Source organism: Pseudomonas sp. SC3(2021) (genome assembly GCF_019856535.1).
Lineage (GTDB): Bacteria > Pseudomonadota > Gammaproteobacteria > Pseudomonadales > Pseudomonadaceae > Aquipseudomonas > Aquipseudomonas monsensis.
On sequence record NZ_CP082236.1, the window covers coordinates 591,593 to 604,578 of the forward strand.

At 58.3% G+C, this 12,986-nt stretch carries 8 protein-coding genes; 2 read left to right on the forward strand and 6 right to left on the reverse strand.

The features are described 5' to 3' along the window. The first annotated feature begins 148 nt into the window (after nucleotides 1-148). Nucleotides 149-952: a SirB1 family protein gene (locus K5Y35_RS02775; protein ID WP_123464765.1), complete on the forward strand. Its 804-nt coding sequence runs from the start codon at nucleotides 149-151 to the stop codon at nucleotides 950-952. A 54-nt stretch (nucleotides 953-1,006) separates the two neighbouring features. Here K5Y35_RS02775 and K5Y35_RS02780 read toward each other — a convergent pair whose 3' ends face one another. The 4 genes from K5Y35_RS02780 to hmgA form a co-directional block, all read right to left on the reverse strand. Continuing rightward, nucleotides 1,007-2,377: an MFS transporter gene (locus K5Y35_RS02780; RefSeq protein WP_123464763.1), complete on the reverse strand. Its 1,371-nt coding sequence runs from the start codon at nucleotides 2,375-2,377 to the stop codon at nucleotides 1,007-1,009. A gap of 71 nt (nucleotides 2,378-2,448) precedes the next feature. Beyond that, entirely contained in the window at nucleotides 2,449-3,084 is a 636-nt protein-coding gene (gene maiA, locus K5Y35_RS02785; RefSeq protein ID WP_186745550.1) for a maleylacetoacetate isomerase, read from the reverse strand. A 12-nt stretch (nucleotides 3,085-3,096) separates the two neighbouring features. Further along, nucleotides 3,097-4,401, reverse strand: a complete 1,305-nt coding sequence (fahA, locus tag K5Y35_RS02790; RefSeq protein ID WP_222833635.1) for a fumarylacetoacetase — start codon at nucleotides 4,399-4,401, stop codon at nucleotides 3,097-3,099. Nucleotides 4,402-4,404: 3 nt separating this feature from the next. Then, nucleotides 4,405-5,709, reverse strand: coding sequence for a homogentisate 1,2-dioxygenase (hmgA, locus tag K5Y35_RS02795; protein WP_123464757.1), 1,305 nt, complete (start codon nucleotides 5,707-5,709; stop codon nucleotides 4,405-4,407). A 164-nt stretch (nucleotides 5,710-5,873) separates the two neighbouring features. Between hmgA and K5Y35_RS02800 the strand changes: the two genes are divergently transcribed. Continuing rightward, nucleotides 5,874-6,662, forward strand: coding sequence for an IclR family transcriptional regulator (locus K5Y35_RS02800; RefSeq protein ID WP_123464755.1), 789 nt, complete (start codon nucleotides 5,874-5,876; stop codon nucleotides 6,660-6,662). Between the two features lie 53 nt (nucleotides 6,663-6,715). Here the strand turns inward: K5Y35_RS02800 and K5Y35_RS02805 are convergent, their stop codons facing one another. Together K5Y35_RS02805 and K5Y35_RS02810 are read right to left on the reverse strand one after the other, a co-directional pair. Next, nucleotides 6,716-10,228, reverse strand: coding sequence for a dermonecrotic toxin domain-containing protein (locus K5Y35_RS02805; RefSeq protein ID WP_222833636.1), 3,513 nt, complete (start codon nucleotides 10,226-10,228; stop codon nucleotides 6,716-6,718). 171 nt (nucleotides 10,229-10,399) lie between these two features. Then, nucleotides 10,400-12,952: a LuxR C-terminal-related transcriptional regulator gene (locus tag K5Y35_RS02810; RefSeq protein WP_222833637.1), complete on the reverse strand. Its 2,553-nt coding sequence runs from the start codon at nucleotides 12,950-12,952 to the stop codon at nucleotides 10,400-10,402. Nucleotides 12,953-12,986 lie beyond the last annotated feature (34 nt).

A 12,986-nucleotide genomic window follows, 5' to 3' on the forward strand; every position in this document is an offset into this window, starting at 1 on the left:
ATAGGCTCGCGCCCAAAAATTGCTGAAGCGCACCGGAATAAGCACCCGCGCAGACCGCGGCTTTGCGGCATAACCCGAGACTGGCATGGCCCGGCACTGGACGAATGCCACGGACGGGGCTAAAACGAGGCATGCCCCGGAGATTTCGATGAGTCCGCGCCAACGCTTTTTCGACTGCCTGCACCGTTCACCGCCCGCGCTGTTCGAAGCCGCGCTGTGGATCGCGGCCGAACACGAAAAAGAGCTCGACCCCGAGGCGCTGCTGCAGGATTTCAAGGAGCTGCAACAACGGGTCAGCTACGGGCTACCGATGCTGCCGGTCAATGAACTGGCCCAGCCCCTGTTGCGGCGAATGATTGAACTGGGGTTTGCCCAGGACGATTTCCTGCCGTTGCGCCCCCAGGCGGCGCTGCTGCACAAAGTGCTGCACACCCGACGCGGGCAGCCGCTGACACTGGCGCTGATTGCGCTGGAACTGGCACGCGGGCTGGAGATTCCCTTGGTCGGCGTCAACTTTCCCGGGCATTTCCTGCTGCGCGTGCCCGGCGCCGATCATTTGCTCGATCCCTGCGGTGGTCGACGTCTGTATCCGAATGACTGTCGCGAGCTGCTACAGCGTCAGTACGGGCCGAACATGCAACTCAACGGCGAGCATTTGCTGACGGCGACACCGGTGCAAATGCTCCAGCGCCTGTCGCGCAACCTGCGTCAGTTACACCTGGCCCACGATGACTTCATCGCCGCGCTGGTCGATGCCGAGCGCGTACTCGAACTGGGGAATGCGGCGGCCGCCGATTATCTGGCCCGGGCCAGTCTGTATCAGCGACTCGACTGCCCGAATGCCGAGCGTTTCGATCTGGAGCACGCGCTGCTGCTGAGCGACGACCCGATCCAGCGCCTGCGTCTGACGGAGCGGCTCGGACACCTGCCGCCGAACTCCGTGGTGCACTGAACGCCTTTGCGGAGCGCGCGCCTGCTCGCAAAGCAGGCACTTCCGTTTGTCCTGTCAGATCGCGTTATCGTTCTTTGCGAGCAGGCTCGCTCCCACAGGGGGCAGTGCGGCCTCTGCGGGCGATCGCACCTGAATGATCAACAACGCCGCCAGCACCGCCGGTATCGCGCAGAAGAAGAAAATCTGCGCCACTGGAATGTGCATCGCCAACAACAGACTGCCGAACAGCGGCCCGAGAATCGAACCGAAACGCCCCACGCCCAACGCCCAGCCGGTGCCCGTGGCGCGCACCTGTGCCGGGTAGAAATTACTGGCGAAGGCGTTCAGCGTCAGTTGCCCGCCGATGATGCAGAACCCGGCGGCAAACACGCAGGCCACCAGATAGCGCGGATTGTCGTGATTCAAGCCCAGCAGAATGGTGCACAGCGCCGCGCCGGCCAGCACGCCGGACAGCAACCGCACCTTGCGTTTCAGGCGGTCGGCGAACCAGGCCATGCAGATGGCGCCCAGGGTACCGGCGAAGAGGAACATCGACGTCACCAGGTTGGCCTCGTTGAGTTTCAGGCCACTTTCGAGCAGCAGCGACGGCAACCAGCTGATCATGAAATACAGCAGAATCAGGCTGACGAAAAACGTCGCCCAGATCAGTAAGGTCGGCCGTGCATAACCGTTGCGGAACAACTCGACCATGGTCAGTTTGCTGCCCTGCTCGCGCTCGTTCTGCGCGGCAGATGCAGGCGGTGGCTGCCAGTCCGGCAGCATCCGTGCGGTGACGTTGCGCAAGCGCGTATAGGGCGGCGCGTCGCGCAACAGCCGTGGCAGGGATTCCGGCAGCATCCACCAGAGAAACGGAAACAGCAGCAATGGCGTGACGCCACCGGCGAGGAACACCGCTTGCCAGCCAAACTGGTCAATGAAACCCGCCGCGACGAAACCACCCGCCGCACCACCGAACGAGAACCCGCACGCGGCCAGCGTCACCATCAACGTACGCAGGCGTGGTGGCGAGTATTCCGACATCAGCGCCATCGCACTCGGCATCGCCCCGCCCATGCCGACACCGCAAATGAAGCGCGCGATCATCAGCGTATTGAGGGAGTCGGCGAACACCATCAGCACTGTCAGGCTGGCGTAGATCAGCACGCAGGCGAGCAGAATCCGCCGCACACCGAAACGGTCCGCCAGGGGAGTAACGGCAAGCGAACCGATAGTCAGGCCCAGCAGGTTGGCGCTGAAAACAGGCCCGAACGCGGCTTTCTCCAGGCCCCAGTCCTGAGCCAGTGCGGGCACGACGTAACCGAGCACCTGGGCGTCGTAGCCGTCGGTGACCAGCAACAAGGCGAGCAAGATCAAGAGCAACCACTGATAACGGGACACCGGACGGGCGTCGAGCGCCGCCCGGAAGCTGGCAATCTGGTTGTGCATCGCAAGGTACCTGTGTTGTTTTTATGATTTTCAGGCGTCGCCGAATCCCCACATTGGCATGGCTTGAAGCTTTACGGGGTATCTGGCTGGTTGGCCGGATGCGCCTTGATGAACGCCGGATGTTCAGCAGCCAGTGCGGCAACACGGCGGATTTTTGGATAGTCGTCCAGACTGACGTTGAACCGCTCGGCCGCATACAACTGCGGAATCAGGTACACATCCGCCACGCACGGCCACTCGCCGAAACAGAAACCGCTGTCGCCAATCAACTGTTCCACTGTTGCCAGCCCCTGGCTGATCCAGTGACTGATCCACTCCACCACCTGTGGTTCGTCGTACCCCGATTGGCGCAGACGGTTGAGCACGCTGACATTGTGCAGTGGATGCACATCGCAACCGATCACCGCCGCAACGCCACGCACATGCGCGCGAGCGGCGAGGTCGGCTGGCAACAGCGGCGGTTGTGGATAACGTTCTTCCAGATACTCGATGATCGCCGGCGACTGGATCAGCAACTCACCCTCGTCGGTACGCAAGGCCGGCACCCGGCCCTGTGGGTTGATCGCCAGATACGCCGTTTGCCGATGCTCGCCACCCGGCGGCGCGATCAGGTTGACCGGCAATGCCTGATAGTCGACGCCCTTCAGTGCCAGCGCGATGCGCACCCGGTACGACGAGGTCGAACGGTAATAGGTATAGAGATCCATCAATCGCTCCTGTCAGCGCGCCGCCAGCACGGTGCCGCGGCATTCGCCGAAACCGATGGAGGCGAAACCGTCACGGGCGCAACGGGCGCGCAGGATGATTTCGTCGCCGTCCTCAAGGAATTTGCGCACTTCGCCGGAGGCCAGTTCGATCGGCTTTTTGCCGCCCTCGGTGATTTCCAGCAAGCTGCCGAACTGACCGTTTTCAGGACCGGACAAGGTGCCCGAACCGAACAGGTCACCGGCCTGCAACTGGCAACCGTTGACGCTGTGGTGCGCGACCATTTGCGCCACGGTCCAGTACATGTAGCGGGTGTTGCTCAGGGTCAGGCGATGGGCCGGCAGATTCTGTTCGCGCATTTTTTCGGTGAGCAACAGCACTTCCAGTTCGATGTCGAACGCACCGCCCGCCTGATCGCGGTTGTCGAGCAAGTACGGCAGAGGTTGCGGGTCACCTTCCGGACGCGCCGGTTGTGGCGTGCGGAACGGCGCCAGCGCTTCGGCGGTGACGACCCACGGCGAGACGCTGGTGATGAAACTCTTCGACAGGAACGGACCCAGCGGCTGGTATTCCCAGGCCTGGATGTCACGGGCGGACCAATCGTTCAGCAGGCAGAACCCGGCGATGTGCTCGGCCGCGTCGCCAATGGCGATCGGCTCGCCCATCTCGTTGCCCTGGCCGATCCAGATGCCCAGTTCCAGCTCGTAGTCCAGACGCGCACACGGGCCAAAGATCGGCTCGCTGGCGCCGGCGGGCAAGGTCTGGCCTTTCGGACGACGCACGTCGGTACCGGACGCCCGCACAGTGGAGGCGCGACCGTGGTAACCGATCGGCACGTGCTTGTAGTTCGGCAGCAGCGGATTGTCGGGACGGAACAGTTTGCCGACGTTCTGTGCATGCTCGATTCCCACATAGAAGTCGGTGTAATCGCTGATACGGGCCGGCAGATGCAGCTGGCAATCGGCGGCCAGTGGCAGCAGTTTTGCGCCCTGGGCTTCGATGGCACCGCGATGGCTGCTGCCCTCGCTGAACAACTCCAGCAAGCGTTCGCGCAAGGCTACGCGAGCTTCGCGACCGAGTTCGAAGAAAGCATTCAACAGCCCGCCATGCATGGCTTCGACGGCACTGCGTGCGACGCCGTCGAACAGACCGGCCTCCAGCGCCACTTGCAGGTCGAAGATGTGCTCACCGATCGCCACGCCCGCGCGCGGTGCCGAACCGTTGAGGCTGAACACCCCCAACGGCAGGTTCTGCAACGGGAAATCAGCGTGGCCATTGGCCGAAGCGACCCAACTGCGATTAATCGAATTCTGAGTCATGGGTTATCTCCGGGTCGGGTCGAACGTGGCGGGCAGCGTGGCCCAGCAGGCGTCGTAATTGGATTGCAGTTGCGGGCAGTCGAGGGCGAAGCGGCTTGGGCGCAGCACCTGACTGGTCTCAAACATGAAGGCCATGGTGTTGTCGATCTTCGCAGGAGCAAGCTCGGCGTTGATCGCTTTGGTGCAGGTCTCACCGTCCGGGCCGTGGGCGCTCATGCAGCTGTGCAGCGACGCACCGCCGGGCACGAAACCTTCGGCCTTGGCGTCGTACTCGCCCTGGATCAGGCCCATGAATTCGTTCATCAGGTTGCGGTGGAACCACGGCGGGCGGAAGGTGTTCTCAGCCACCATCCAGCGTGGCGGGAAAATCACAAAGTCGAGGTTGGCCAGACCGTGGACGCTGGTCGGCGAAGTCAGCACGGTGAAGATCGACGGATCCGGGTGATCGAAACTGACCGTGCCGATGGTGTTGAAACGGCGCAAGTCGTATTTGTACGGCACGTTGTTGCCATGCCAGGCGACCACATTCAGCGGCGAGTGATTAAGCTCGGTGGCCCACAGCTGACCGAGGAATTTCTGCACCAGTGTCGTCGGTTGCTGCAGGTTTTCGTAAGCGGCGACCGGGGTCAGAAAATCGCGTGGATTGGCCAGGCCGTTGCTGCCGATCGGCCCCAGATCCGGCAGGCGCAGCGGCGCGCCGTGGTTCTCGGCGATGTAACCGCGGGCTTGCGCGTCGAGCAGCTCGACGCGGAATTTCAGGCCGCGTGGCAACACGGCGATTTCCAGCGGCGCGACTTCCAGCATGCCCAGCTCGGTAGCGATGCGCAGACGGCCGAGTTGCGGCACCAGCAGCCATTCACCATCGGCATTGAAGAACACGCGCTCCATCGAACGGTTGGCGGCGTAGCTGTAGATGCTGATGCCGGCGGGTTTATCCGCACCGGCATTGGCCGCCATGCTCACCAGACCGTCAATGAAATCGGTGGGCTCGGCCGGGATCTCCAGCGGGTTCCAGCGCAGCCGGTTGGGCGTCACTTCACCCAGCGGGCCGCCGGCCAGTTGCCGTTCCAGTTTGACGAAAGCCGGGTGATTGGCCGAAGGCTGAATCCGGTACATCCAGGTCCGCCGCGCTTCACTGCGGGTCATGGTGAATGCGGTGCCGGAAAACAATTCGGTGTAGAGACCGTAGGGGGCTTTTTGCGGAGAGTTCTGGCCGACAGGCAGCGCGCCGGGCAACGCTTCAGTACTGAATTCGTTGCCGAAACCGGACTGGTAAACCAGCGTCGACGCGGTTGAATCGAGGTTCATGGAGCCTCCTGAACAGGGAGTCGGCAGTGGCCCATCGCTCTGGCTCAGAGGTTTCGGCACGCCGGGGTTGTTATTATCGTAATTCGATTACGCATAACGTAATTTGCTCGCTATCCAGCGTCAAGCTATAAAGACGCCCATTCGTATCGGAACCCGGCCGCACCATGGAAAAAACCAGCGACAGCAACGGCAAACAGAAAGTCCGCTCCGCCGAAGTCGGCACCGACATCCTCAAGGCCCTCGCCGAGTTGTCGCCGTCCACGTCGCTGTCGCGCCTGGCCGAACATGTGCAGATGCCGGCCAGCAAGGTGCATCGCTATCTGCAAGCCTTGATCGCATCGGGATTTGCCGAGCAGAACACCGCCACCAACCATTACGGCCTGGGTCGTGAAGCACTGCGTGTGGGCCTGGCCGCCCTCAACAGTATGGACGTGCTGAAAGTCGCCGCCCTGCCGCTGGCCGAGTTGCGCGACGAGTTGAACGAAACCTGCTTCCTCGCGGTGTGGGGCAATCAGGGTGCGACCGTGGTGCATATCGAACCGGCGGTGCGCGCGGTGACGGTGGTGACACAATTGGGCTCGGTCTTGCCCTTGCTCAGTTCATCGACCGGACTGGTCTTCAGCGCGTATCTGCCACACCGGGAAACCGATGAGCTGCGTGAGCAGGAAACCACCGTTGCCGATCACCCGCTGGCGGATGAAAAGGCCTATGCGACGTTGTGTGAACAGATCCGCGAACGCGGTCTGCATCATGTGCATGGTTTATTGATGCCGGGTGTGGATGCCTTGTCTGCCCCGGTGTTCAACGCCGTCGGGCAGATCGCCGCCGTATTGACCATCGTCGGCCCGACCTCGCTGTTCCACGCCGACGAAAACGGCCCGGCGGCGCAGCGCTTATTGGCTGCGACGCGGGCCGTGAGTTGGCGGATGGGCTATGAGTCCGAACATGTCTGAACCGTGCCAACAGCACGAATGACCGAGAGCGGTGATTCGTGCTGTTTATCGCCTCAGTTGAGCAAGCGGGTCGTGCTATTCACCACCATAGGCGGCGCGGCCACAGCCGTGACATAGCTGATACTGACCTCAACGCCGGTCACTGCGCTCACCACGTCGGCAAAGTCTCTGACATTCGACAGTAAGGCAAGCGGATTCACGGGAGAACCAATGGCGCCGACCTTACCCACATACAGCATGATCGCGCCTCTCCAGGCCGATGCAAAATAAGCATTGGCCGCATCGTCGAGACCTTGGCTGGAGGCCACAATGCCTTGTACAACCGATGTCGTGATACGCAACACCGACGCTGCAAGACCAAGGGGCGGGATAAACATTGAAGCCACGTCCAGTGCGAATTCAGCAAGAATCCTCGCATCTTTCCAGAATGCTTCTGATGGGCTGGTCGTCTGGAAGTCCGTATCGGCAATAAGATGGCTGATCTTTGCCCGGTACTGTTGTCGGAAACTAAGTATCGGATAGCTATTTGTCAGATCAGGCGTCGATGTGACCAAGGGCTTCGCGTCCCAATAGTTATCAATCAGACTTTTGACAATCTGCTGGTGCTCCAGACGCACCAGACCCATGACAACCTTCCTGAAGGCAGAACCAGTCAATCGAGCAGCCAGCTGTTCAAGCGGGAAGAAGTCTTTGCCATCCGGAGTATTGGGCACGTAGACCATAAACTCGTCTCGGTTGTTGACTCTGCGCCCGAACACATAGGCGCCAGTCAGGGCCCGACCTTGGAGCGTGAACTCATAAACACCGATTCCCGGCTTGCCTCCCACAGCGATGACGTTTTCGCGAGGCAAATCATGATCAAAACCATCAATCAACCGCTGCAGCCAGTTGAACTGCTCTTGCGACAGCTCGCCCTTGATTTTCTGAATCAACGCGGCCCTGAGCATTTCATTCTGTTTTGTCTTTCGAAACAGCTTCACCTTCAAGTCGACATCAGATGGCTCAAGGAAGTTTTCTCTCAGATACTGAAGGTATTTTTCACCTGGCGTCAGACCGATCAGATCGTTGATGACTTTGGCATTCAACTGCTCGACAGGTTGGCCAGTAAACGTCCAGAAGCTTGCGGTTCTCAACTGTTCTGCGAGCGCAGTCAGATAGTTACCTGCGGGAGAAACCCAGGAAAAGAACTTCTGGAAGACGCTTACATCACTGCGCCACAGCTGCCACTGAACGAACAGTTCAGTAAGGCTGATTTTCGAATCCGCATGAAATTTCACCCAGACTTCATCTGGATTAATTTCAGCAACAGTCCCCGAACGACCTAAGTATCGGTTGAGCTCCTGGCTGACCAACTTCCTCGAAAACTCTTTGAAAGGCACGATTTCGAGCTTTTCTTTAGCATGGTGGTAAACAGCCTTGAAATCATAGTTCAAACGATTAAGCAGGCGCTGATCCGCGACTTTGGCTTTTACATACCATTGCGGTGTAGCAACTTCAGCCTGATCGGCATCCCAACTGATCTGATTCTGAACCGCGCCCTTCAACGGACCATCTTCGGAAAAGCTTTTCACCTCGATAGCCGACCACCACCATTCTTGAAGCATCTCATGAAGGCTATCGTGCAGGTAGTACCGCTCTATATTCGCGCTATCGCTTGCGTATGCCTGATCTTTCAAATAGGCCCAGCTTTCCTTGTTTACTACCCAGCGTGCAATCTGATGCTGTAAAGATTTCAGATCAGGAAACTGATACCACTCCTTCCCTGTGGTAAGTCCCGGCATATGAAGGACATGAAGGTTTCGTTCGGCATCGACACCTTTCCTGCGATACACCAGCAAATTCTTAAAGGGTTTAATCCAGCCCCGGAGTGACACGCCCATGGTTTCGATAGAGTCGTCACCAAAGTTATAACGCATTGCCAGATCCTGAGCGATCGAAGTCACATGTTTTTGCAATACAGCGGCAAACAATGTGAGTGCGGTCTTTCGCCCGAAAACTTCCCGCATGGATTCGACAACATCGGATTGCGAGTAAAGCAGGCGGCGCGCCGTGTTATAGGCCACACGGATGTTCAGCGTCTGAATCGCACGCATCAGATTCGTGGGTGTCATTTTTGGATTGTCAGTGAATACTCGCGGGATAATTTTATAACTCCCCGCATCATCATTGGCGCCGTGCATGAAAACCTGCGTCAGCGTTTTACGCTCAGTGAGCTCAATCTTCTGCCCGTTCACCAACGGTACGGTATGAATGATGTCTACGGGTACATTGTCCGGATTAACGCGCTCATCATCACCCGGGGATAAAAAATCCTCCACGGCCACACGAGAATAGTCCTTGAGCGACGTTATGCCATGGGTGGTCTGATGATGTTTTACTTCGGCTTCGAGAAGTCGCTGTTGCAGTGCAACGTACACTTCCTGATTGGTATCCGAAGTAGCTTTCAACCAGTCTGGCCATGCATTCCGCTCCACAACCTTCAGAAGACCGGCCTGCCTTTTTTTGGCGTGATGAGTAATTTCCGGCAAGGACTGCGTCGACTCCACGGTCGCCATGCACCCATCCAGATCCGAACTGCCCCTGTTGAGTCGATCCAGGTGGTATTCGACGTCTCTGTAGGCCTTGTGCAACGTCTGCTCTGCGTAACGTTCGAACAGATTCCCATGGACTTTCAAAAAGCGAACATCGTAACCATAGGCAAACCCTTCTCGCTCATCGAGCGGCAGCGCCTGCAGAAACTCCTCCCGCGTGTCCGTCCACTTCAATCGCGAGACCAGGGCTTGCTGAAGTATCAGCGAGGAGGCGAACTTCTCGATCCCTCGATCTGGCGAATAGAGAACAACGGCACCCTCGCTTGCTGGAATCAGTTGTTCGTGAACCGGATTAGTCAGTGGCACCACAAACATTGAGTTTTGCTCAACATAACTGCCATTCCGGCCTTCGATATGGACGCTGTAACCCATGCCTGTCAAACCCGCTTGAACAGTACTACTGATGCGCGCCCTTTCCTCCTGAGTAACTTCACCGTGCGCCGTCCATGAATCGAGCTCCCGCTCAAACAAGACCGATTGAAGAACAGCCAACGCAGACTTGCGCGAAAGTTTTGGATACGCGTAGCCACTTTGGGAAACCTCGTTAATTTCCCAGTATCTTTTTAACGCGGAAACGTAACGGGTCGCAATATTCCCCAACAAATCAGACAGTATATTTTCGACCGCCGTAACATCCAGGCCCTTGATGATATCCCGTGAATCGGTAGAGCCAGGATAATCGTAAATCGCATAGATAGCCGGAGAGTAAACAGGTACTTCGCCACGCTGCAAACACTCCAGAAAAACCTCAAGTAAACGTCCCATTGGCGCGTTTGCTTTTTGGCTGCCCCCCTCAAGAACATTGATATGAATTTTGCTAACCAATACTCCTGGCGCAATCTTCGCAACAGCTTCCCGCAAACAATCCTGCACGATCACTTTGAAAGCAGGTACCAGTTCCAACTCTTTCACAATATTGGACAATGCTTCGCCCTGGCGAGCAAGAGCCGTATTTTCAACTTTTTCAAAGTTCATCAATAAAAATCCCGATCAGTTTGATAATTGCAACGACTGCCTGTCGACTGCATTCGCAAATCAAACTAATACCGGCACACATACAAAAGATAGCTCGAAAACTTTTCCAAGCGTGTTTAACCCGACACGCCAATATACATCTGAATACAAAGCCACTCTGCCGTGTTTTATTTACAACTTAAAGCCAAGCAATCTCGCCTTGGCTACTGCGTGAGTCCGGCGTTCCACCGCCAACTTTGTATATATTCTTCGCACATGAGTTTTTACAGTATGCAACGAAAGGAAAAGTTTCTCCGCGATTTGCCGATTGGAATCACCCAATGCAACAAGCTCCAACACCTGTTGCTCTCGCCGACTGAGCACGCTGGCACACTCAAAACTTTCGGAACAGGCTAAAGAAACCTCTTTTTCTTCAGGAAAAAAATTCGAAGGAAGTAAAGAGAACTGATGCCGCACGCCATCCAGGTTCGCTCGTTGCACAATCCTGCAACCATGCTCCCGGTGTTCGATCAGCCGGAATGGCTGTTGCTGCAGCGATGCCACTTCGGCCAACGCAAAATGCAATTCCGCTTCCAGTGTCAAAGCTCCGCCGCTCTGCGCTTGTTTCAGTAGCGGCTCGAGCTGGCCCAATAGATCTTCTTCACAATGCATATAAGCCTTGGCCAGTATCAACAAGTATTGAATGCGCGGGATTAACTCCACAGTGGCGGGAGGCGCCTGCAGCGCCTCGGGTGGTTGATAGTGCCGCAATACCCGGCTCAACGCTTCTTGCGCCAACTGCGGCCGCCCCTGCTGCAACCAGAACTGGCTGCTGAGTTGCAAAAGCGCTCCGCGGTAGACCGTGTCCGGTATCTGCCGTTGCTGCATCACCCTCTCGGCCTCATGCAGACGTTCGAACGCCTGGGCATAGTCCATTCGATTGGCCGCCAGTTGTGCCTGGCCCAAATAGCCATACAACACGCGTTTGTCGTGACTGCGCAGGCAGTCCTCTATCCCCTTGCAAAAAAAATCTGCTGCCTGTTGCTCGCGCCCCATGTACAAGGCCAGCCGACCTCGACGCAATGCGATGCGGCCCAGCAATGGCGTGGGGCGCTCGGCTCTGTGAGAAAGCAATTGCTCGATGCTCAGTAACAGATTTTCGGCCCTTGCCGGCGCGCCACGCTGCTCAAGCACCTGAGCATGGTCGAGTTCGAGCAGACCTTCGAACAGCAGCGAGCCTTGAGCACGGGCCAGGCATAGGGCCTCCCGATTGATGCCATGGGCCAGTTCGAGGTCACCACACAACAACGCCTGTTGGGTCTGCCCCGACAGGCACAGCAACCTTGCCGGCCAGGCATCGACAGCCAGTTCCTCCAACGCTTGTCGAAAATATTCCCGCGCCGGAGCCATTTGTCCCTGCAAATGCATCAACCACCCTTGCAGCATCTGCCAACGCGCGATCAGTTGTTTCTCTTGTTGAGCCGAGGGTTGCGGCATGAACCGCGACAGCTGCCCGATACAATGTGCCGCCTGTTCAAAACGACCGGCGAAGAGCAAAGCGGCGGTGATCAAACCGATCAACTGGGGGGTGCTCAGGGTCAGCTCTTCGCTGTGGCATTCATGCAGGCGCAGCAACAGCACCACCGTCTGTTCTTCGAACAGGTGCTCGAAGTTGAAATGCTGCAAAAGGCTGACCGCCGTCTCGTACTCCTCGGCCAGGAGCGCTTGCTCGAAGGCCGAGCGCCAGTCCTGCTCGGCACTGAACCACTGGCAGGCCCGACGGTGCCAGGAGCGGGCCGAGGGCCATTGTTCCTCGCGCATGACCCGGGCCAGCGGCGCAAAGATCTGTAACCAGTGCGGCGAGTCATTCCACGGTTCGATAAAACAGCCAAGCGCATGCAGCGTCCGCAGGTGTTGCGCGCCCTCCCCGGCACCCAACAAGTGCTCACACAGTTCGGCATTGAAGCGCGGCAGATGTGCCAATACCCGCCACGCCTCGGTCAACTCCGGGGTGAGGCTGCTGAAGAGTTCGTGTTGCAGATAATCGAGCAAGGTGTCGACGCGCTGTTGCGGCTGAATGCTTTGCGACCAGTCGCACTTCTGCAGCAGTGCCATGCGCACACCGGCGCACCAGCCACCGGTGCGCTGGACGATGCGCGTGGCGACATGGCCAGCCTGTTCCGGCGCCAGATGCCGCAAGGCACCGGCGATCTCGTGTTGCGTCAGCGCCAGTGTCGTGCTTTCGCACTCGTACAATTCATCGCCAAGCAGCAGTCGCGGCCAGTTGCATTGTGGACGTCGGCGCGTACCGATCCACCAGATCAGCGCCGGACTGCTGACAGCCAACAGGCGATCGAGCAAAGCGTCCAGCGCCGGATCCGGCAGTCGAGCGTAGTCATCAATAAACAGCCATGTGGGTGTCGACCAATGCGCCAGGGTCGCGATCAAACCCGACTCATCAACGCACTCCGCCAGCCCCAGCGCCTGGGTCAGACGCTGGCAGAATTCGCCGACACTCAGCGTGGCGCCCGCCATTGGCAACCAACGCACCTCGCACGCCACAGGTGCCTGGAGCAAGCACTCGGTCAGCAGCGCGCTTTTGCCACTGCCAGCAGGGGCGCAAATCAGCCTGACCCGCGCCACCGAGGCCAGCAATGGCTCACTCAAGCGCGGACGCGATTGATGATGGGAGGAGAGTCTGGGTAAAAATCCGGGGCGATCCAGACACAGCGTCATGGCGGTCATCGGGTGAGCCTTTTTATAGTTGTGGGTTCACCCT

Excerpts from the sequence above, each read along its gene's own strand:
- K5Y35_RS02775 (WP_123464765.1), top strand. The coding sequence starts at position 149 with ATGAGTCCGCGCCAACGCTTTTTCGACTGCCTGCACCGTTCACCGCCC.
- K5Y35_RS02810 (WP_222833637.1), bottom strand. The coding sequence starts at position 12,952 with ATGACCGCCATGACGCTGTGTCTGGATCGCCCCGGATTTTTACCCAGA.
- K5Y35_RS02805 (WP_222833636.1), bottom strand. The coding sequence starts at position 10,228 with ATGAACTTTGAAAAAGTTGAAAATACGGCTCTTGCTCGCCAGGGCGAA.
- hmgA (WP_123464757.1), bottom strand. The coding sequence starts at position 5,709 with ATGAACCTCGATTCAACCGCGTCGACGCTGGTTTACCAGTCCGGTTTC.
- fahA (WP_222833635.1), bottom strand. The coding sequence starts at position 4,401 with ATGACTCAGAATTCGATTAATCGCAGTTGGGTCGCTTCGGCCAATGGC.
- K5Y35_RS02800 (WP_123464755.1), top strand. The coding sequence starts at position 5,874 with ATGGAAAAAACCAGCGACAGCAACGGCAAACAGAAAGTCCGCTCCGCC.
- maiA (WP_186745550.1), bottom strand. The coding sequence starts at position 3,084 with ATGGATCTCTATACCTATTACCGTTCGACCTCGTCGTACCGGGTGCGC.
- K5Y35_RS02780 (WP_123464763.1), bottom strand. The coding sequence starts at position 2,377 with ATGCACAACCAGATTGCCAGCTTCCGGGCGGCGCTCGACGCCCGTCCG.